This is a genomic window from Leucobacter iarius, assembly GCF_039530105.1.
Classification (GTDB): Bacteria; Actinomycetota; Actinomycetes; order Actinomycetales; family Microbacteriaceae; genus Leucobacter; species Leucobacter iarius.
In genome coordinates this window covers 229,098-248,224 of sequence record NZ_BAAAOB010000005.1, presented here as the reverse complement: position 1 = coordinate 248,224, position 19,127 = coordinate 229,098, and the positions used below count along the sequence as shown (strand labels likewise).

Genomic DNA, 19,127 nt, shown 5'->3' with positions numbered 1-19,127 from the left:
GGTGCCCAGGGGGTCGCCGGTCGCGATCGAGCGGAGTTCGATCTTCGCGTTCGGGTTCGAGGTGCCGGTGAAGGTGATCGTGCCGGCGTTGACGCGACCGTTCCTCGCGGGAGTCGCCACATCGAGGCGGGCGGTGACCGGTGCCTTGACCGTGAACTCGACCTTGGCCGTGGTCACGGTTCCGTTCGAGTTCTGCGACACGGTCATGACCTTGTGCCCCGGAGTCAGCGGGTTCGCAGGCTTCACCGTCCAAGTGCCGTCGGTCTTCACAGTGGTCGATGCGACTGGGGCGCCGTTGCCATCGGTGATCGTGATTGTGCCGTTGGGTGCGCCCTTGCCCGCGAACTCGACGTCCGCGGCCTCGAGCTCGGTGTCCTCGCCCGGAGTCTCGACGCTCACGCCGATCTCCGCGTTGTAGGAGATCTTGCTGGTGGTGCCGACCGGGAGGCCGGTGCCGCCGGTCACCTGGAAGCTGCCGTCAGAGACCAGTCCGGTTCGCGTGTTGTTCGCATCGGAAACCAGGGTGAACTCGTTCGCGAGGAAGTCGTTCGGCCAACCTCCGGTCGCGCTGTCGGAGTAGGTCAGGATTCTGCCGTCGCTCGACAGGGTTCCCGAGGCGACACCTGAGAAGCTCTTCGTGCTCCAGATGAAGGTGTTGTCCTTGAACTTCGTGCCGGAGGGCGCCACGACGACCCAGGAAGTTCCGGCAGGGCGGGTGATGTTCTCGGGATTGTTGACCTGGATCTTCACGCTCCCTGAGCCACCCGACAGGATCGTCGGCACAGAGAGCTGTTCCGCCCGAGGGGTGGCCGTGTACGCGATCGCACTCCTCGTGCCGACGTCAATCGCTCGACCGCCCGTAACCAAGAGTTCGCCATCGTCGATTGCGCCAGTGCGATCATTCGCCGCATCGGACTTCAGCGTGAACGTGTTGTCCTGCCAAACGCCGTCCGGAATCAGGTAGCTCGTGTGATCAAAAGTGAACGTCTTGCCGCCATCCGAAAGCACGCCAGGCAGAACCAAAGAATCGCCGCGGCTGCTCTTCTGCACAAAGGTGTTCTTGGCGAAAGTTGTTCCCGAAGGAGCCTTGACTACGAACTGGGTTCCCGGCAGTGAAAGACTGCCGTTGTTCGCAATGCGTACCGTCACATCGGCGGTCATGCCGCTGGTGATGCCAGGTGTTCCCTGCTGGCTTGCAGAGAAGGACATCACGGTCTGTTCGGTCGTGATCTTCGGGGCTGCTGCCGCGTCATCGGCGAGTGCCGGGGTGATCCCGAAGCCCACACCCGTGAACGCGACCGCAGCGGTCAGGGTCGCCGTGCTCAGCCGGCGCATGTTCCGTCGTTTCGTCATGCTGATTGTTCTTCCTTAGTTATCTCGACACATGAGAGTGCCCCGCCGGCACTGCAACCGCGCAGACGGGGCTTCCCGCACAGGGCAGGAGGGCGAGCGCTCAGAGCAACTCACACCACTCCAGTATGCATGCATGCTGAAATATCGTCTACTTGAATTTGAGTAATGTATCGGTTGTTGTCAATGTGGCAGTGCCCGCGGAGCGCCCGCCTGTCGGGACCTGCTGCCAGCTCCCGTGCAGCGCGCGCTCGATCAGGGGGACCACTTGCTGGCTCGTGAACTCCTCCGCGGTCCAGCGCGCCGCGCGTCCGAGGCGCTTGCGCTCACTCGGGGAATCGATCAGGGTTGCGATCGCGCTAGCGAGCGCATCAGCGTCGCCCATCGAGTAGATGAGGCAGTCGCCCCCGGGGGTGAGGCGCTCCACTACCCCCGCCGAGTCCGCGACGATCGTCGCGCGGCCCTCCGCCATGGCTTCGAGCACCACCTGTCCGAACGGCTCGGGCCGCAGGCTCGTGTGCAGCACGATGTCGGCCTGGCGGAGTGCGGCTCCCGGGTCGTCGCTGTGCCCGCGGAAGCGCACCCGCTCGCTGACGCCGAGCGAGCGGGCGAGCTCCTCGAGGCTGGAGCGGTAGTCGACGTCGCCTGCGAACTGGGCGTCGCCGACGAGGTCGAGAGTGGCGTTCCGTCCGGATCGGAGCACCGAGGCTAGCGCCCGGATCGCGAGATCCTGGCCCTTCCACTCGGTCAGCCTGCCGAGCACGAGCAATGAGAGCCCGTCCTCCTGGCCGCGGCGGCGCGGAGCGGCTCGCCGCAGGGGGAGCTCGACCGGGCACGGGACGATCTCCCAGGGCAGCCTCGATGCCCAGCCGGCCGACCTCCGGGTGAGGTCGGAGTTCGCGATCCGCCGCTGCGGGAGTACGGCGAAGATCCCGCGGGAGATCGCGGAACCGAGGCGTCCGCGTGCCGGAGGGCCGAGGAGGTCGTGCGCGTGGGACACGACCGGGATGCGGGTGAGCCGCCCGGCCAGGCCGCCCAGCAAGTGCGCCTTGGCCGAGTGTGTGTAGAGCACGTCGACTCCGGCGTGCCGCAGGGCCTCGCCGAGTTCACGGGCGTAGTGCCAGGCGCGTCGCGGTGCCCGTGCGCGGGTGCGCAGGTTTGCGGGCTCGGTGAGTTCCGGTGGGAGGGGGAGCACGAGGGTCTCGACCCCGCGGGCTGAAAGATGCTCCTCCATCGGCCCATGCTCGCCGAGCACGACGAGCGGGCGCACGGTGTGCATGGCCGAAGCGATGCGCAGGATGAATAGTTCCGCGCCCGACGGGCGCGCGCTGTGTGTGAACAGGGCCACGGTCAGCATCGGATCTCCTCTGGTATTCGTACGGAATGATGATATATTAGCATCAGAAACATTGGATGATGAAAGTGGATGGAGGACGTCATGGTTCAGCGCAGGAAGCGTGAGAAGAGCAGGAAGCGGTCTCGGCGAGGCCGGATCGCGGTGATCGCGGTGGGCATCGTGTTCGCTCTGGTCATCGTCCCCGCGGGGGCGATCGCCCTGTTTCTCTCGGGCCTGGCCAGTACGTTCGACGGCCAGGTCGATGTGCTCGCCAAATCCGACGTGTTCCCGAACGAGAAGGGAAGGCCGGCCGCAAGCTCGGCCGGAGCGCTCAACATCCTGGTGCTCGCCTCGGACTCCCGGGGCGAGGTCGCGTCCGTCGACGCGAAGGAGACCGCGACGGGACAGCGCTCCGACGTCATGATGCTGGTGCACGTCGAAGCGGAACGGAAACGTATGCAGGTGATGTCCATCATGCGCGACAGCTGGGTCGACGTGCCCGGCCACGGGAAGGCCAAGATCAACGCGGCCCTGTCGTGGGGCGGCACCGCGCTCGTCGTGCAGACCGTCGAGCAGCTGCTCGATACCCGGATCGATCACGTCGCACTCATCGGGTTCGAAGGCTTCGAGCAGATGACCGACGCGCTCGGCGGAGTCACGGTGAACGTGCCGGCTCCGTTCGCGGATGGTGGCTACACCTTCGCAGAGGGGCGCACCGAGATGGATGGCAAGCAGGCTCTGGTGTTCGTGCGCCAGCGCTACGCCTTCGCGGACGGCGACTACCAGCGGGTGCGCAACCAGCAGGCGTTCATCCGGTCGCTCGCCGACCGCGCGATCAGTGCGGGCACGCTCACCAATCCGGCGAAACTCTCCGAGTTCGTCGCCGCGATCGCCAGGAACCTCTCGGTCGACCCGGGCTTCACCGCGCAGCGCATGGTCGACATCGGACTCAGCCTTCGCGACCTGCGACCGAGCGCGGTCGAGTACTTCACCGTGCCGACCACGGGAACCGGCATGGAGGGTGACGAGTCCGTCATCTATCTCGACGCGTTGGCCGTCCCGGCGCTGAGCACCGCGCTCAGGAACGACCAGGTGTCGGAGTTCCTCGCGAACCGCGCCTGACCCGCTCGGGTCGATCCACCCCACTCCTCCCACCGTTCGCAGAGAAAGGCGTCACCCATGAGCGATTCGGTCCGCTCCGCGCAGACGCGCGGTCTGTTCGAGCGGCTTGCCGGAGCGCTCGTGTGCACCATCCTGCTCGCGGCGAGTCCGATGCTCGGGCTGCCCATGACCGCACTGCTGTGGTGCGGTGTGCTGGCCGGGTTGCTCATGCGAGCCCCTACGCGCGCCACCGGAGCCCTGTTTCTCGCGCTCACGCTCTACAGCGCGACGGCCTGGCTCGCCGCGGCGAACGGCAACCACTACTTCCCGCCGTTCCCGACCCTCGCGCTGATCGAATCGACCACGCTGACCGATCTGCGCGGCGTCATCACCGCGTACCTGCTCGTCGAGCTGATCTTCGGTGCCCGGCGGCTGGACGGCGCGGTCAGAGAGGCCTCGCGTCGCGCCCGGGGCGCACTGCGACGGCTCGCGCGTACCCCGGTTCGTCCGATCGCCATCGCGGTCCTGCTCGCGGTAGGGATCTGGGACTGGATCGGCCTCGCCCGGATCGGGCTCGGTGCGGTCCTGGGCGATTCGCGTCGCGCGCACGCGAACTCGCTCCTGCTCACGACCGATCACAACGTGCAATTCGTCGTGATCGCGCTGAGCATCGCGGCCGGCGCTTTCGCGTTCTTCGGCGAGAAGCGTGCGGGCAGCCTGCTCGCGCTCGCGGTGTGCTGGAGTCCCTTCGTGCTCGTGGGCAGCCGCAAAGAGCTGCTGCTCATGGCCGCCACGCTGGCGGTGCTGCTCGCGACGAGCACCGCCCGACGATGGCTCATCCCGATCGCCGGACTCGTCTCGTTCATGTTCCTGCGCCCGGTGCTCGGAACGGCCGACTTCTACGACGCCCTGCACGAGTTCATCCTTCCGCAGTACATGCACTTCGCGCTGCAGATGGGGCTGGTCGCCCCGGACTTCGCTGGGCCCTTCTGGGAACGCGCGCAGTTCCTGCTGCCCGGCCCGCTGCGCTGGTCCGAGCCGACCGATATGGCGCTCGCCTTCTTCCGCACCGGAGCCACCGAGGTGGGCGTCGGCGCCAGCCCGTTCGCCGAGGCGGAGACCATCGCCCCGGGTCTTCCGGTCGAGCTCACGTTCGCTGTCATCTTCACCGCTCTGGTCGGTGTGCTGATCGCCACGAGACGGACCTTCTTCTTCGTCTCGATCATCTGCTTCGCCCAGATGCTCACCCTCGGTCGGAGCGACACCTGGATCGCTCTCTTCTTCGTCATCTACTCGGCGCTGGTTCTCCACCTGCTCGTCGCACTCACCTCGAAACGGAAGCCCTCGCATGCCTACATTTCATTTCATCGTCAGCACCCTCGGCCGCACGAGCGCCCTGAACCGGCTCGTCGAATCACTCCGGAGCCAGACCGAGACCTTCTTCCTCACGGTCGTCGAGCAATCCGACTCGCCAAGCTGCGCGAAGCTCATCGCCCCGTTGGTGGAACAGGGCCTCGCTGAGTACATCCACGAGCCCGAGGTTCGAGGGCTCAGCCGCGGGCGCAACCGCGGCCTGCGCGAGCTGCGCGGCCGGATCGTCGCGTTCCCCGATGACGACTGCTGGTACCCGGCGGGGCTCCTCGCCGAGGTGGCTGCGCGCCTGCGAGATGCCCGCCTGGACGGAATCTCGACCCTGCTCGTGGACGGCGACGGCGACGAGGCGCTGCTCAGGTGGGCCACTGCCGAGCAAGACATCCGTCCGAGGTCGATCCCCCGTACCGTGTCCAGCGCGACGCTGTTCTTCACGAGGGAGACGATCGAGCGCGTGGGCGATTTCGATCCGGAGCTCGGGTCGGGTTCGGGAACTCCGTTCGGTGCGGGGGAGGAGACCGACTACGTGCTCCGCGCGCTCGCGCTCGGAGCTCGGCTGCGCTACCTGCCCGGTCTCGAGGTGCACCACGCCGAATGGCGGTCGGCCGGTTCGACCGTCGACGTCCGGGCCAAGGTCCGCAGCTACAACCGAGGGTTCGGCCGGGTGCTTCGAAAGCACGGCCGTCATGTCGAGTTCCTGTACTGGGCCGGGCGTTCGTTCGCAGGGCTGGGCGTGCGCGCGTTCAGCGGGGACCGCGCGGGAGCCGCGCACCAGCTGGATCAGCTCCGCGGCCGGGTATCCGGCTATGCTGCTCGCCGCTAACGGAGCGGGGTACGGCGGCCCTGCAGCCAGCCGACGATCGTGCCGAGCTGCCGGGCCGCCTGGAACCGTGCCCGCCGATCCGCGAGGCCTCTGATCGCGTTGACCGCTGCGGCGAGTCCTTCGCGCAGCGGCCACCCGGATGGTACTCGGGCGCCGCGGTCTCGGTGCCGCGCGAGCAGTTCCCTATCCTCCTTGCCGTAGGCGACGGCTTGGTGGAACGTCTCGCGCGCGGTGCGGCGGAGCCGGTAGTGCAGTACCGCGTCGGGTGCCAGGATGATCGGGTAGCCGAGGTATGCGGCGCGCCAGCAGAGGTCGATGTCTTCGCCGCAGCGGAGTTCCTCGTCGAAGCCGTCGAGGCGTTCGAGCAGTGCGCGGTGTGCGCCAAGCGCGCAGCTCGGTGCGAATGGAAGATGACCGAACTTGGTCGCGAGCCGAGGCGGATCCTGCCGGGGGAACGGGCCGAGCTCCGGGTTGAGCCGGTCGAGTTCGAGTACCCCGCCGACCAGCGCCGAGCCGCGCAACCCCTCGATCATTCGGTCGACCCAGTCTGCTCCGACGACGTCGTCGGAGTCGCAGAACAGGATGAGGTCGGATTCCGCGGCGCGCCACCCGATGTTCCGCGCCGGGCTCGGACCGCGACGGGCGCGCGCGTCGACGGCCTTCGCCGACCATCCGCCCTCTCGCACCTGAGCGAGCCACGGCCTGAGCGCCTCGGGGTTGAACGCGTTGCACGAGAGGATGATCTCGCCCCCTCTGGCGGGTCGCTGGGGAACGAGCGCGGCGAGCTGATCGCTCAGATCGGAGAGATCGGGGCCGAGCGGGATCACCACCGACACGGCGACTCGCGGGCTCACGGCCGAACCTCGTCGTTCATGAGCTTCGAGGTGTCGAGATCGCCGGCGAGCCAGTTCCGCAGGAGTGCAACGGACCGCTGCAGCTTCTCCTGAAGTTCGACGACGCGGGAGCGTACGGCCAGGATCGATGCGTCCGCTGAGGCCGCGCGCATCGCTTGCAGCAGCTCGTCTTCGGAGTGCCCCACCGTGACCGGCGAACGCGATCCGGTGACGCTCAGCCAGAAGTCGTCGCATTTCGAAGCGTAGGAGAGCGGAACCGTCGGGACCCCCAGCGCGACCGAAGCGACCGCCCCGTGGAGTCGTTCGGAGACGAACGCCGAGCATGCGCCGATCTCACGCATCACGGTGTCGATATCGCCGGTGTAGGCGACCGTGCGGACCGGCAGCGAGAACTGGTCGACCAGTGCGTCGACAGCGTCCCGATCGTCCGGAGACAGACGGAACACGGTGACCGATTCGAGACCGCGCTCGGCGGCGAACGACTCGACCGCCCGAGCGACAACCGCGGGGTCGAAGCGGCTCGTCGGATCCGACCCGACGCAGACTCCGATCGTCGTCCGCCGCAGCGGACGAGGCCGCGGTTCCATCAGCAGCGGGTAGAGCAGCGCGGGATCGCCGAGCACTTCGGTCGGACGCCAGTGCTGCGCGCACTCCGCCGCGGTCAGCGGGCCGCGTACACCGAGCAGCGCGGTCCGCGTCAGCGCCCGCCACGCCGGCCAGTTCGTGCGTTGGAGGCCGAGCGCGTGCGCATCCGTCGATTCCGCTGCGCCGGCGCCCGGCACGACGGCGCCTGCGGCGCCGAATGCGCGCGCGGCAGTGCCGAGGTGATACGCCCAGCTGTCGAAACCGATCGTGGTTCCGCCACCGAGCAGCACCAGCCGCTCCGAGCCGCGCATCCGGAACCTCTGAGCGAGGAACTTTAGGGGCGATCGGGCGTAGTCGCGCCGATGCAGAGGTGCGATGCAGTCCAGAGGCCGGTCCAATGCCCGCTGCCAGGTGGCGTGGAGGAGGTCGTCGCCGAAGTTCTGATGGCCCAGCCAGCCCAGATAGACCAGCGAACGGTGGGATGGGGTGTTCATGGGACCTCCGGGGAACATTCGGGAGCGGTGAATCGGGGCGGAGCGGGCTTCTGCCTGCGAATCAGCGTTCGCAAGAATTCTCTCGCGAGTCGACGTCTTCGGGGGAGCAGGAGCGGGCAGAGAAAGCCGATCACGGTTCCGAGCGCGCCGAGCGCAAGGACGCCCGCGGGTGCGTCAGTGCGCCCGTCGCTGAGAGCGAGCGCGCTTGAGGCGCCGGCGACGGCCAGCGCAGTCGAGAGCGCCGGCCAGAGCAGCGGCTGGAAGAGATCCCGCAGTCGGATACCGGTGTCGCGGGTTGCGATCAGGAGTGCGGGGAGGGTCGCGAGTGTCGAACAAATGGAGAACGCCCACGCCATGCCCGTCGGGCCCCAGGGGATGCCGAGTAGGAACGAGGCGAGCACGATCGGGCGTGAGAACACGGTCCACAACGTCTGTGCGCGCACCCGGCCGGTCGCGATGAACAGCCAGACGGTGACATACCCGATCGACTGCGCGCAGCCTGCCAGGAGCAGGGCGCGGAAGAGCGGTACCGATCCTGCCCAGGAAGCGCCGAAGAGGAACTCGATGAGGGCCGGTGCGAGCACGCCCAGTGCTCCGAACAGCGGCCAGAGAATCGCGGTGGAGGCGAGCACTGTCGAGCGATAGGCATGGAGGAGCTCGCCGGGTATGCGAGCGGCTCGGCTCATCGCCGGAAGCGCCACTCGTTGAAGCGCACCACCGACCTGGTCGAGCGGGATCGTGAGCAGCTGGCTCGCCTGCGTGAACAGTCCCGCGGCGGTCGGTCCGAACGCCAGGGAGACCAGGGTCTTGTCGGCGTTGCGGGTGACGGTGTTCAGAAGCTGGACCGTGAGCACGTTGGCGGCGAACCCGAGGTCTCCGAGCACACGATGGAGGTGCCGGGTGAATCGTGGACGGATGGGGGCCGCGACGCTCGAAAGCACGGCGAGCACGAGGGCGCCGATGAGCGGCTGTGCGAACAGGGCCAGACTGCCGCCCCCGGTGACCGCGATCGCGATCGCGCCAGCGGTGCCCGCCGCGGTCGAGGCCACCTCGAGGGTCATCACGCGGCCGAGGTGCAGGCGTCGGGTCATCAGCGCCATCGGAACCGTGGGGATGCTGCTCGCGAGAAACGTCGCGGCGATCAGCAGGGGGCCGGGGGGAGGGATCGGGAGCGTGGTCGAGAGCAGGAAGCCGCATCCGCCGGCGATCGCCGCGGCGATCGCCCCCTGGATCAAGGCGGCGCCGCTCAGCAGCGAAAGACGTCGGGGGCCCGCGTGCGCGCGTTGAATGACGACCGTGGCGATGCCCGTCGTGCGGAGGAGTTCGGAGAGTGCGGAGGCGAGCAGGACGATGGCGGCCGCGCCGTACTGCTCGGGGCCGAGCAGCCGTGCGATGGTGACCATGCCGACGAGCTGGACCGCGAAGCGGACTGCGACGCCGGACAGTGCGGTAACCGCGCCTCGGGCCATTCGGCCGGGGTTGCTGGCTGATCTCATGTTCACTCCCTTCTGAATCTTAAATACTAGTGTTCAGTATCTCAGCATGGTAGGATTTTTACAACTTGATCGCTGAAGGAGAGCGCATGGATATCAGAGAGCTCATCGGTGTGGCCCGGCGGAGCTGGCTCCTGCTGGCTGTCATGGCGCTGCTCGGCGCGCTCGTCGCCGGAGGTGCCTCGATTCTGGCGACGCCGGAGTACGAGGCCCGGAGTCAGCTCTTCGTCGCGGTGCGCGGAGGTGACTCCGTGACCGACCTCGCTCAGGGAAACAGCTTCTCCGAGCGTCGAGTCGCTTCCTACGTCACGCTCGCCACCAGCTCCGAGGTGCTTGCGGACGCGGCGAAGCGAGCCGGAGTCGACCTGACCGTCAACCAGCTGCGCACCATGATCACGGCCTCCTCGCCCTCTCAGACGGTGCTGATCAATATCTTCGCGACCAACACCAACGCGCAAGCCGCGCGCAAGATCGCCGACGCCACGGCCGCGGCGCTGATCGACGCGGTCACCCGGGTCGAAGGCGGCGAGAAGAACTCGCTGGTGACCCTGTCGATCGTCGAGCAGGCGACTGCGCCGAACGCGCCGGTCTCGCCGAACAAGTCGCGCAATATCGTGCTCGGTCTCGGCATCGGCCTGCTCGCAGGTGTCGTGATCGCCGTGCTCCGCAAGATGCTCGACACCAAGGTCCGCGGGCGCGAGGGACTTTCCGAGATGACCGACCTCGGCGTCCTCGGCGAGATCCAGGCGGAATCGGAGTTCGATAAGAATCCGCTCGCCATTCTCACGGATCCGCACGGTCTGCGGGCGGAGAGCTTCCGGCAGCTCCGAACGCAGCTGCAGTTCACCAATCTGCGGCACGGGAATCAGACGCTCCTGGTCACCTCGAGTACGCCAGGTGAGGGCAAGTCCTCCACTTCGATCAACCTTGCGCTGATCATGGCCGAGGCGGGGAGCCGAGTGCTGCTCATCGACGCCGATCTGCGGCGTCCGCGGATCGCCGACTACCTCGGCCTCGAAGGCGCGGTAGGACTCACCACTGTGCTCGCCGGCCGAGTCAGCGCCAACGATGCCGTGCAGACCGTCGGTACTCGGGCCGGACTCGAGGTGCTGACCGCGGGGCGAATCCCGCCGAACCCCAGCGAACTGCTCGGCTCTGCCTCGATGCAGCAGCTCCTCCGCGAACTGAGCGCCGTCTACGACATCATCATCATCGATGCCCCGCCGGTGCTTCCCGTCGCGGACCCGAGCGTACTCGCGCAGATCGCCGACGGAGTGATGCTCGTGGTGAGCGCTGATGGCCGAGTGAAGCGGGACCAGCTCAGCGGAACGCTCGAGAAGCTCTCGGCGGTTCAAGCCCGAGTCGTCGGAGTGACGCTCAACCGGGTCAAGCTGAGCGGAAAGGCCTATTCCTATCGCTACGAGGAGAAGCCTGAGAAGTCGAGGAAGCAGCGAAAAGCGCGTTCCGGCTCGGAATCGCGACGTGAGTCATGGAAGTCGACGAGTCTGCGGGGCCGGTCGTGAACCCCTTGCGGATCCATATCGTCTGCACGGCGAACGTCTGCCGGTCCCCGCTGGCCGAACGGCTGCTGGCGCAGAAGCTCGAAGCAGCCTTCCCAGGATCCTTCCTGGTGTCCAGCAGCGGCACCCGGGCCGACGGAAGGATCCCCTTGGACCCGGCGGTCGTTCGGGAGCTCAGCGAACGCGGACTTCAGCCCCCTGAAGGGCGGCGTCCCCTGGGCGCGCAGGACCTCAGCAAGGCGGACCTCGTGCTGACCATGGAGCAGATGCACCGCGGCGTGGTGCTCGACCGCTGGCCCCAGCTGCTCCGGAGAAGCTTCACTCTTGTCGAGTTCGCTCGGCTTGAGTCGGCCGCGGCCGACGGCGGCCGCCGGGAAGGCGAGTCCTTCCGCGAGCGATGGGCCTCTGCCCTCGTCGACCTGACGCAGCACCGATCGATCGTGCCCGCAGGCGCTCAGGGCAACGACGTCGCGGATCCGTACGGGCTGGGCCCGGAACGATTCGCCGAGGCGCTCGCGCAGATCGAATCCTGCCTGGACCAGGTGCTCCGGTTCGCGAAACGGGTGATGTGATCCTGAGCGGGTGAGCGGGTGACTCCGCTGCGAAGCGCCCTGCCGAATGCGGGCTCCGGTCTCTGCCCCCCCTAGAGGGGTGCAGAGACCGGAGCCCGCATTCGTGCGTTCGGGGATCAGTTCGTCACTCGCGCGACCCGAACGCGGTCGAACCCGGTCCGGCGATGACTCGTGCGGTACCTGCTGATCTCTGCACCTGGTCCATCCGTTCGAGATACACGGATCACCGGAGATCCGTTGCCGGATCCTCGAGCTGGCGTGCAAGCGGGCTCGGTGCGCGAACGTTCTCCGGGGAGGTCAGGCGGCCGTACTTGCGCCGACCGCGCTACGGAGGACCGGTGCTGCGTCGAGCGCCCCGGCGAGCCAAGCGGACAGGCTCCGGGAGAAGCTGTCGGTGAGGTGCGAATCGTCGGAGTAGACCGGAAGTCCTCCGACCGCGGCGTAGCACTCATCGGCGGTGCAGAAGCGATCGGAGACGGGAAGATATCGCACCGTGTCGTCGACCGTTTCACTCAGTTCCCGAGCGACCGTCCCGGTATCGAGCGCTTGCTCGGTCGGGTTGGTGCAGTGCTCGCCGCCGAACAGTGCGAGGCAGCGGGCCTCGTCGACGCGATTGCCGCGGTTGTCGCCGGTCAGGGGGACGTCCTGCATCACGGTTACCGGCTTCTGCTCGGAGACGAGTCCGTCGATCAACTCTGCATAGCCCTGCGTCAGCGGGCCGCCGGCCTCGGACGTGTAGGCCGTGGTGAAGTTCGAAAGGACGACTTGGTCGACCTGCGGCACGAGGTGCGAGCGAACCCAGGTGTTTCGGGCGTTGCAGCCCGCTCGTTCCTCCGGCGAGATGATTCGGTTGACCGTCGTGGTCGGGGCCTTGTCGATGCTCGGGCAGGCCTCGCGAGCAGCGACAAGAACACGCACTCCGTTGCGCTGGCCCATCTCGTCGAATGCGGGTCCCCACGATGCTGCATGAGAATCACCCCAGAGCAGGAGGGTTCGGTCGCCGTCGGGGTCACCGTAGCTGCAGATGGCGCGTGGGGCCCGGTCGGAGCCGATGCACCCGTGCTCCCAGGGGCTCGGGAGATCGAGTCCGGCTCCGACGGCGAGATCTTCGCGCAACGCCCCCCAGCCCGGATCACACCCCTCCGAGAGCGCGCCTCCGCCGATGCACGGCTTCTGCGCCGTAGCGCGTGCCTCGGCGAGCGCGCGCTGTCCCGCCGACTCCGCGATCATGACGGTGCTGCTCGAGCCGATTGCCAGGAGCGTCGTGGTCGCCGCGGAGATGAGGACAAGCCGTCGTGCAGCCTTCGGTGCCGGAGACTTTCCCGCCGGACGGCCGATACGTTCGATGTATCGCATCGAGACCGCCGAGCAGACCAGCGTTGCTGCGAGGGCTGCGAACGGTAGCCAGCCGGGGGCTCCTTCGATCCGCAGCGCGAGCGGAAGCAGGATGAGGATCGGCCAGTGCCAGAGGTAGAGGGAGTAGGAGGCATCGCCGAACCAGAGCGCACCCCGCTGAATGGGGAGGAGAGCCGGCACCCTCGAGAACGCCTCCGCCGGCGGGGCGAGCAGCACGAGTGCAGTTGCGCCGACCGGGAGCAGGGCTCTGATACCCGGGTAGTCGGGACCCGAGTGCAGGAGGAACGCGCAGGCGAGGAGTCCGCCGAGGCCGAGGATGGACAGTACCCGACGGGAGCCGGCCAACCTCTCCGAGGACCAGAGGTGCGCGTAGAGGCCGAGCAATGCTCCGACCCCGAACTCCCAGACCCGCCCGAGCGTATGGAAATATGCGCCGTCCGTGCCCGAGAGCCTGATCGAGAGGAGCAGGCTTCCGATCGTTGCGATGGTGATAGCGATGGCCACCATGCCGCGCTTCCGCTCGGACGGCTGATTGCGAACGAGTAGGAGCACAGCGAGGATCGCGAGGGGCCAGAGGAGATAGAACTGCTCCTCGACCGACAGCGACCAGAAGTGCTGCAGCGGACTCGGATCCGCGGTGGCGAAGTAGGAGCCGGATTCGCGCAGCAGCCACCAGTTCTCGACGATCCCGAGGCTCGCGAGTGCGTTCTTGCCCGTCGCCGACCACTCGCTCGTCGGGAGGAACAGGACCGTGGTGATCAGCACTGCTGCGAGGACTGCGGCCGCTGCCGGGAAGAGGCGTCGGATCCTGCGTCCGTAGAAGGCGAAGAGGGTGCGGGGGCGGGGTGAAGAGCTCAGGTCCCGCCAGAGATGCGCGGTGATGAGGAAGCCCGAGAGCACGAAGAACGCGTCGACTCCGACGAAACCGCCGGGCACAGCGGACGGCCAGAAGTGATAGCCGATCACGACCGCGACCGCGACCGCTCGCAGGATCTGAATGTCGATCCGCTTGCGATCACGGCGCGCTGGGCGAGGGGCGTTGTTCATCAGGTGCTGCTTTCAGGTCTGTGCGCGGTCTACCCAGCGTTGCCGAGCGGGGAAGCGTGGATCTCGGTGCTGAGTCGATCGAAGAACTCGATGAAGCGCTGTTCTGCGCGCTGCTCGTCGCGAGCGCGAAGCGCATCGACGAGGTCGACCACCGCGTCGATCGTGTCCACCGAGGCGAGGATCTGAGGCTGGAGTCGCAGGATCCGCTGCAGTCGGGGCTGGGCGATGGCGATCAACTGGCTGAGGATCGGAGATGCGACGCGCTCGGCGCAGAAACGACCAAAAGCCTGAACTACGAGGAACGGGTCGGGGCGTGCGGCTTCGTCGAGCTTGCGTGCGAGGACCTCGAGTTCCAGCTCGTCCCCCGCTGTCAGAGCTGTGGCGGCGCGCCGGAGGGCTAGCTGGTAGAGCGCTGCAAGTGACTCCAGCACCACGGGGAGGTCGGGCGAGAACAGCGGTGTTACTCGCGTGTAGCGGTTGGGTGCGGTGTCGACGAGGCCTGCGGTGCCCAGTCGGGCGAGCGCCTCGCGCACGGGGGTGCGCGATACGTTGAGGCGCTGGGCGAGCTCGTCGTCGCGGATTCGCTGGCCCGGTGCGAGAGCGCCGTTGATCAGCTCTCGGAGCAGCATCTCGTAGACATCCTGGCGGAGCAGTCGACGATGCTGCAGCGGAGCGCCGGACGGCGGCGTGCCGCTGACGAGGCTCTCATCGGCAGCTGTAGTCAGTTCCCAAGAAGCCATGTCGCTGCTTCCTTCCCGATCGGTGGATGATATTTCAACATCCTGTCTTGCAGTATTTTGGATCTTGCCATAGTCTACATCTCGAAGTCACGGAATGTAAACATGTTGATATATCGCTCGACAGTCGAGTCTTCCGGAGAGGAGGGGCCGCAACGTGAACGGTCTCATTGCGCACGAGTGGATCGAGCGGTTCGGCGGTGCCGAAAAGGTGCTCGACGCGTTCGTCGACCTCTTTCCGCGAGCCGACGTCTTCTGCCTCTGGAACGATGCGCCCGAGCGCTACACCGTCGAGCCGCGTGAGAGCGCCCTCGCCCGTACTCCGCTGCGCGGTCGCAAGGCGCTGGCCATGCCGGCCATGTCGCCGGTGTGGCGCAACCTGCACAACCACGGCTACGACTGGCTGCTGGTGAGCTCGCACCTCTTCGCGCACCATGCCGATTTCGCGGGGCTGGCCCCCGAACGCAAGTTCGTCTACGCGCACACGCCGGCCCGGTATCTCTGGGAACCAGAACTCGACGCGCGCGGGTCCTCGCCCGCAGTGCGGGCCTTCGCCCCCTACTTCCGCGCCCTCGACGCGCGGGCCGCCCGCGACCATCGCAACGTCGCCGCCAACAGCGCGTTCGTGCGCGAGCGCATTCGACGGACTTGGAACATCGACGCTCGGGTGATCCACCCGCCCGTCGATGTGGCGCGGCTGCAGGGTACGACCGATTGGCGGGAGCGGCTCGTGGGGGGCGAGGCGGATCGCTTCGCGACGCTGCCCGGCACCTACCTGCTCGGCGCGTCCCGCTTCGTCCCCTACAAGGCGCTCGACCGGGTGATCGATGCCGGCGTGGCGAGCGGCCTTCCAGTCGTCATCGCCGGCAGCGGCCCGGACGAGGCGCGACTCCGTGCGCACGCTGAAGCCAGCGGTGCTGAGGTGCGGTTCATCATCGAACCGTCGGACTCGATGATCGCCGCGCTCATGCAGCACGCGATCGCCTATGTATTCCCGCCCGTCGAGGACTTCGGGATCATGCCCGTCGAAGCGATGGCGCTCGGCACCCCCGTCGTGGTGAACGCCGTCGGAGGGGCGTCCGAGTCGCTCGTCGACGGACACACCGGTGTCACCGTCCCCGACTTCTCGTCCGCCACGCTCGCCCACGCGGTCGCGGCGACGGGCTCGATGAACCCCGACATCTGCCGCGCTCGCGCTCGCGAGTTCAGCACGGCCAGCTTCCAGGGCGAGATCCGCTCCTGGATGTCCCTCTAACCCCCCTAACCGTTCACAAGGAGAACCCCATGAACACCACCACCCAGAAGAAGTCGTCCGTCCTGCTCGCCCTTGCCGGCGCGTCCGTGGCGCTCATCGCGCTCGCCGGGTGCACGGCACCCGGCGGATCCGATTCTGCGAAGAAGGATCCGAAGCCCAGCGCGAGCGCGCAGAAGGAGTCGAACGCGAAGGAGAAGGAGTTCGTTCCGGAGAAGAAGGACTTCACCTGCTCCGATGGCGTGGCCAAGGCCGACACCAGCAACGCGATCCTCACCCTGAAGGGTGATTGCGACGCGGTCGAGGTCACCGGCGTGAACTCGCTCATCACGCTCGAGGGTGCGGTGAAGAGCGTCTCGGTCGGCGGCTCGATCAACAAGGTCGTGGCGAAGCAGGTCATCGAGACGGTGACCTTCGTCAAGGACTCGAGCGGCAATGTCGTCGAGACCGCGGCGAAGCCCAAGACCACCGACAACGGCACGCAGAACGAGGTCGTCGCGCCTAAGTAGGGGCGACCGCAGACCGGAAACCCGAACCTCAGCAGAAAGAAGATCACCATGGCCGTTCTCGACTCCAGCGCGCTCCAGGCCAGCCTCGAGCGACCCCGTGCTCGTGCTGGCACCGAACTGTTCCGAGTGCGCGCCATGGTCACCGGGACCGATGCGGTCATCGTCACCACCGCAGCGCTCGCGGCACAGTTGTTCCGGTTCGCCGGGGTCGGGCCGGAGTCGAACCTGCCGCTCGGCCGTGTCGATATCGACTACCTGACGGTCTCGATCGCGCTGGCCGTGATCTGGATGGCCTCGCTCGCGCTGTTCCGCACGCGGGATGCGCGTGTGCTCGGGGTCGGTGACGACGAGTACCGGCGCGTGGTGCTCGCGAGCATCTCGGTCTTCGGCGTGATCGCCATCCTGGCATTCGCGCTGCAGATCGAGATCGCCCGCGGGTACCTCGCCGTCGCACTGCCGGCCGGTGTCGCCGCGCTCTGCCTGAGCCGGAAGATCTGGCGGACCTGGCTGGCGCGCCAGCGCGCGAACGGCGACTACCTGACCGATGTGGTCGTGGTCGGCGAGTCCGCCGAGACCGAGGCGATCGTGGCGAAGCTCGACGCGACGCCGCGCTCCGGTCTGCGCGTCGTCGGCACCACCTCGAATCCCGAGGCTGTCGTCTCGACGGCCAGCGAGCTCGGTGCCTCCGCGGTGATCGTCGCCGGGAGCCTGGCCGGCGGCGCTCAGAGCGTGCGAACGCTGGGCTGGGAGCTCGAGAAGGAAGCCGTCGAGCTGATCGTGCCCTCGCCCCTCGAGGGAATCGACCGGATGCGCGTGCAGCACCGTCCTGCGGGATCCCTGCCGCTCATGCACGTCGAGATGCCCGAGTACTCCGGGGTCCGCCGTTCGGTGAAGCGCGTTTTCGATGTGACCGCCTCGGCGCTCGCGCTGCTGCTGCTCAGCCCGGTCCTCCTCGTGGTGGCCGTGCTGATCAAACGGCAGGATGGCGGCCCGGTCCTCTTCCGCCAGGAGCGCATCGGGCGCAACGGCGTTCCGTTCTCGATCCTGAAGTTCCGCACCATGGTGATCGATGCCGAAGCGCGCAAGGCCGCGCTGATGGTGCACAACGAGGGTGCGGGTCCGCTCTTCAAGATGAAGGACGATCCGAGGATTACGCCGCTCGGTGGCTTCCTGCGCCGCTCGTCGATCGACGAACTGCCCCAGCTGCTCAACGTGCTCGGCGGATCCATGAGTCTGGTGGGCCCCCGCCCGGGGCTGCCCACCGAGGTCGCCGACTACGAGGACCACACCGAGCGCCGCCTGCTCGTGCGGCCCGGCATCACCGGTCTGTGGCAGGTGACCGGACGCAGCGATCTCAGCTGGAACGAGGGAGTGCGGCTCGACCTGCACTACGTCGAGAACTGGACCTTCGGCCTCGACATCAGGATCCTGTTCCGCACCGTGCGAGCGGTGTTCCGGAGCTCGGGCGCGTACTGATGACAGCTCGGAAACGGCCCAGCGGTAGTCCCTCGATCCTTCGGGTCATCGGCCGTTCTCTTCTCGGTCTCGTGCTCAGCGCGCTTCTGGTGCTGTCGGGGGTGGTCGGGTGGCGCCTGTTCGCGCCGCTTCCCGGCGACTCGTTCGCCGAACTCGACCGGACCGATCGCACGATGCTTGAGCAACTCGCCGCCGAGTACGCGGCGACCGCCTCGGCTCCGGAGCAGGTCTGGACCACTGAGTGGCGGTTCGAGGAGCAGCCGCTCGCGCTGCTGCGTACCGGGGGTGACCAGTCTGCGTTCTGGGACTACGCGGTCCTCGTGAACATGAGCGATGTGATGGACACGGGCGGGCTGCCGCGCATCTCGGTGCCGGGGCATCCCGAGCTGAAGGACGTGGTGCTGAGCAAGCGGTTCGGGGTCACGGACCCCATGAACTACATCCCTGGCGCGTTCAACTGGATGGAGGTCGACGGGCGCAGCGTGATGGCGTTGCGGTACAACGATGACCTGCTGCGCGGTCGCGCCGCATCGATCGTCGGTGGCTTCCAGGAGGTCGCGATTCACGAGGAGTTCCATGGCTCCGCGCAGAAGTCGTGGACTTACCGGGAAGGGGAAGCCCCGTACATCGAGGACTACCCGCTCGAAGATGCGCAGCTCGACCTGTTGCGCCAGGAACTCGCGGCGTTCGACGCGGCTGACGGCGTGACGGATCCTGCTCGGTTGCGGCAGATCGGTGCCGACATCGTGAGCATTCGCTCGGAGCGCGAACGCCGATGGCCGCAACTGAAACCGCAGAGCAGCCTCGAGAAGATGGAGGGCACGGCGACGTACGTCGAGCGCGCCGCCGCCAAGCTCCGCGGCGCGGCGGTTCCGCGCGTTGATATGACCGATGCGCTCGACACGCTTCGCAAATCGGGTGCGTTGGAAGGGCTCGAACGAGACGTCTTCTACGACACCGGAGCCCGACTCGGAATGATGCTCGACTGGGTCGCACCGAACTGGAAGGCCGACATCACCTCGGGCAGTACGACCCCATTCGACGTCCTGAAAGAAGCAACCGGTGTGAGGACTCCGCCCACCTCTGAGGAGCTCTCGGAGATTGCAGCTCGACTGCGGGACTGATGTCGCGGTCTGCGGGACGAACGGCCGATGGAGGATCGGTCGGATCCTGCGGAGGGTGACCCGAAAGTGCATGGCTGATTCAATTCGGGTCAACCAGGCTAGAGGTGTCCGTGAACACTCCTCGAAA

15 protein-coding genes are annotated in these 19,127 nt (G+C 67.3%); 8 read left to right on the top strand and 7 right to left on the bottom strand.

From position 1 onward, the window contains the following. Positions 1 to 1,335: Ig-like domain-containing protein (locus tag ABD169_RS15445; protein WP_344033514.1), on the bottom strand; the 1,335-nt coding region annotated here is incomplete at its 3' end. Positions 1,336 to 1,501: 166 nt separating this feature from the next. Next, on the bottom strand, positions 1,502 to 2,707 hold the full coding sequence (locus ABD169_RS15440; protein ID WP_344033513.1) for a glycosyltransferase family 4 protein: 1,206 nt from the start codon (positions 2,705 to 2,707) through the stop codon (positions 1,502 to 1,504). Positions 2,708 to 2,788: 81 nt separating this feature from the next. On the opposite strand from ABD169_RS15440, the gene ABD169_RS15435 reads away from it, so the two are divergent. Next, positions 2,789 to 3,808 (top strand): LCP family protein, encoded by a 1,020-nt coding sequence (locus ABD169_RS15435; RefSeq protein ID WP_344033511.1) that lies wholly within the window; start codon positions 2,789 to 2,791, stop codon positions 3,806 to 3,808. 1,327 nt (positions 3,809 to 5,135) lie between these two features. Then, entirely contained in the window at positions 5,136 to 5,981 is an 846-nt protein-coding gene (locus ABD169_RS15430) for a glycosyltransferase family 2 protein (RefSeq protein ID WP_344033510.1), read from the top strand. Here the strand turns inward: ABD169_RS15430 and ABD169_RS15425 are convergent. From ABD169_RS15425 to ABD169_RS15415, 3 genes are read right to left on the bottom strand one after another with little or no spacing between them, the layout of a single operon-like run. Then, positions 5,978 to 6,835 (bottom strand): glycosyltransferase family 2 protein, encoded by an 858-nt coding sequence (locus ABD169_RS15425; protein WP_344033509.1) that lies wholly within the window; start codon positions 6,833 to 6,835, stop codon positions 5,978 to 5,980. The two genes, ABD169_RS15430 and ABD169_RS15425, sit on opposite strands and share 4 nt — an antisense overlap. After that, positions 6,832 to 7,914, bottom strand: a complete 1,083-nt coding sequence (locus ABD169_RS15420) for a polysaccharide pyruvyl transferase family protein (RefSeq protein WP_344033508.1) — start codon at positions 7,912 to 7,914, stop codon at positions 6,832 to 6,834. Before ABD169_RS15420 ends, ABD169_RS15425 begins: the two co-directional genes overlap by 4 nt. Further along, a complete protein-coding gene (locus ABD169_RS15415; protein WP_344033507.1) occupies positions 7,911 to 9,410 on the bottom strand; it encodes an oligosaccharide flippase family protein in 1,500 nt (499 codons plus the stop codon). The genes ABD169_RS15420 and ABD169_RS15415 overlap by 4 nt, the downstream gene beginning before the upstream one ends. 86 nt (positions 9,411 to 9,496) lie before the next feature. Between ABD169_RS15415 and ABD169_RS15410 the strand changes: the two genes are divergently transcribed. Both ABD169_RS15410 and ABD169_RS15405 read left to right on the top strand, forming a co-directional pair. Further along, on the top strand, positions 9,497 to 10,930 hold the full coding sequence (locus ABD169_RS15410; protein WP_344033506.1) for a tyrosine-protein kinase domain-containing protein: 1,434 nt from the start codon (positions 9,497 to 9,499) through the stop codon (positions 10,928 to 10,930). After that, positions 10,927 to 11,499 carry an arsenate reductase/protein-tyrosine-phosphatase family protein gene (locus ABD169_RS15405; RefSeq protein ID WP_344033505.1) on the top strand — a complete coding sequence of 191 codons (573 nt, stop codon included), beginning with the start codon at positions 10,927 to 10,929 and terminating at the stop codon, positions 11,497 to 11,499. Before ABD169_RS15410 ends, ABD169_RS15405 begins: the two co-directional genes overlap by 4 nt. A gap of 297 nt (positions 11,500 to 11,796) precedes the next feature. Here the strand turns inward: ABD169_RS15405 and ABD169_RS15400 are convergent, their stop codons facing one another. Then, on the bottom strand, positions 11,797 to 13,902 hold the full coding sequence (locus ABD169_RS15400; RefSeq protein ID WP_344033504.1) for an acyltransferase family protein: 2,106 nt from the start codon (positions 13,900 to 13,902) through the stop codon (positions 11,797 to 11,799). Between the two features lie 29 nt (positions 13,903 to 13,931). Beyond that, positions 13,932 to 14,642: a GntR family transcriptional regulator gene (locus ABD169_RS15395; RefSeq protein ID WP_344033503.1), complete on the bottom strand. Its 711-nt coding sequence runs from the start codon at positions 14,640 to 14,642 to the stop codon at positions 13,932 to 13,934. 154 nt (positions 14,643 to 14,796) lie between these two features. Between ABD169_RS15395 and ABD169_RS15390 the strand changes: the two genes are divergently transcribed. The 4 genes from ABD169_RS15390 (at position 14,797) to ABD169_RS15375 (ending at position 19,000) form a co-directional block, all read left to right on the top strand. Then, positions 14,797 to 15,894 carry a glycosyltransferase gene (locus tag ABD169_RS15390; protein ID WP_344033501.1) on the top strand — a complete coding sequence of 366 codons (1,098 nt, stop codon included), beginning with the start codon at positions 14,797 to 14,799 and terminating at the stop codon, positions 15,892 to 15,894. A 29-nt stretch (positions 15,895 to 15,923) separates the two neighbouring features. After that, the gene (locus ABD169_RS15385) at positions 15,924 to 16,400 is read left to right on the top strand and encodes a DUF3060 domain-containing protein (protein ID WP_344033500.1); all 477 of its coding nucleotides are present in this window, start codon (positions 15,924 to 15,926) and stop codon (positions 16,398 to 16,400) included. 48 nt (positions 16,401 to 16,448) lie between these two features. After that, positions 16,449 to 17,876, top strand: coding sequence for a sugar transferase (locus tag ABD169_RS15380; RefSeq protein WP_344033499.1), 1,428 nt, complete (start codon positions 16,449 to 16,451; stop codon positions 17,874 to 17,876). A gap of 71 nt (positions 17,877 to 17,947) precedes the next feature. Beyond that, positions 17,948 to 19,000, top strand: a complete 1,053-nt coding sequence (locus tag ABD169_RS15375) for a hypothetical protein (RefSeq protein WP_344033498.1) — start codon at positions 17,948 to 17,950, stop codon at positions 18,998 to 19,000. Positions 19,001 to 19,127: the final 127 nt, after the last annotated feature.

What these genes read in the sequence shown, in the direction of transcription:
- ABD169_RS15440 (WP_344033513.1), bottom strand. Translation starts at nt 2,707, where the DNA reads ATGCTGACCGTGGCCCTGTTCACACACAGCGCGCGCCCGTCGGGCGCG.
- ABD169_RS15435 (WP_344033511.1), top strand. Translation starts at nt 2,789, where the DNA reads ATGGTTCAGCGCAGGAAGCGTGAGAAGAGCAGGAAGCGGTCTCGGCGA.
- ABD169_RS15430 (WP_344033510.1), top strand. Translation starts at nt 5,136, where the DNA reads ATGCCTACATTTCATTTCATCGTCAGCACCCTCGGCCGCACGAGCGCC.
- ABD169_RS15420 (WP_344033508.1), bottom strand. Translation starts at nt 7,914, where the DNA reads ATGAACACCCCATCCCACCGTTCGCTGGTCTATCTGGGCTGGCTGGGC.
- ABD169_RS15415 (WP_344033507.1), bottom strand. Translation starts at nt 9,410, where the DNA reads ATGAGATCAGCCAGCAACCCCGGCCGAATGGCCCGAGGCGCGGTTACC.
- ABD169_RS15410 (WP_344033506.1), top strand. Translation starts at nt 9,497, where the DNA reads ATGGATATCAGAGAGCTCATCGGTGTGGCCCGGCGGAGCTGGCTCCTG.
- ABD169_RS15400 (WP_344033504.1), bottom strand. Translation starts at nt 13,902, where the DNA reads ATGAACAACGCCCCTCGCCCAGCGCGCCGTGATCGCAAGCGGATCGAC.
- ABD169_RS15395 (WP_344033503.1), bottom strand. Translation starts at nt 14,642, where the DNA reads ATGGCTTCTTGGGAACTGACTACAGCTGCCGATGAGAGCCTCGTCAGC.
- ABD169_RS15385 (WP_344033500.1), top strand. Translation starts at nt 15,924, where the DNA reads ATGAACACCACCACCCAGAAGAAGTCGTCCGTCCTGCTCGCCCTTGCC.
- ABD169_RS15380 (WP_344033499.1), top strand. Translation starts at nt 16,449, where the DNA reads ATGGCCGTTCTCGACTCCAGCGCGCTCCAGGCCAGCCTCGAGCGACCC.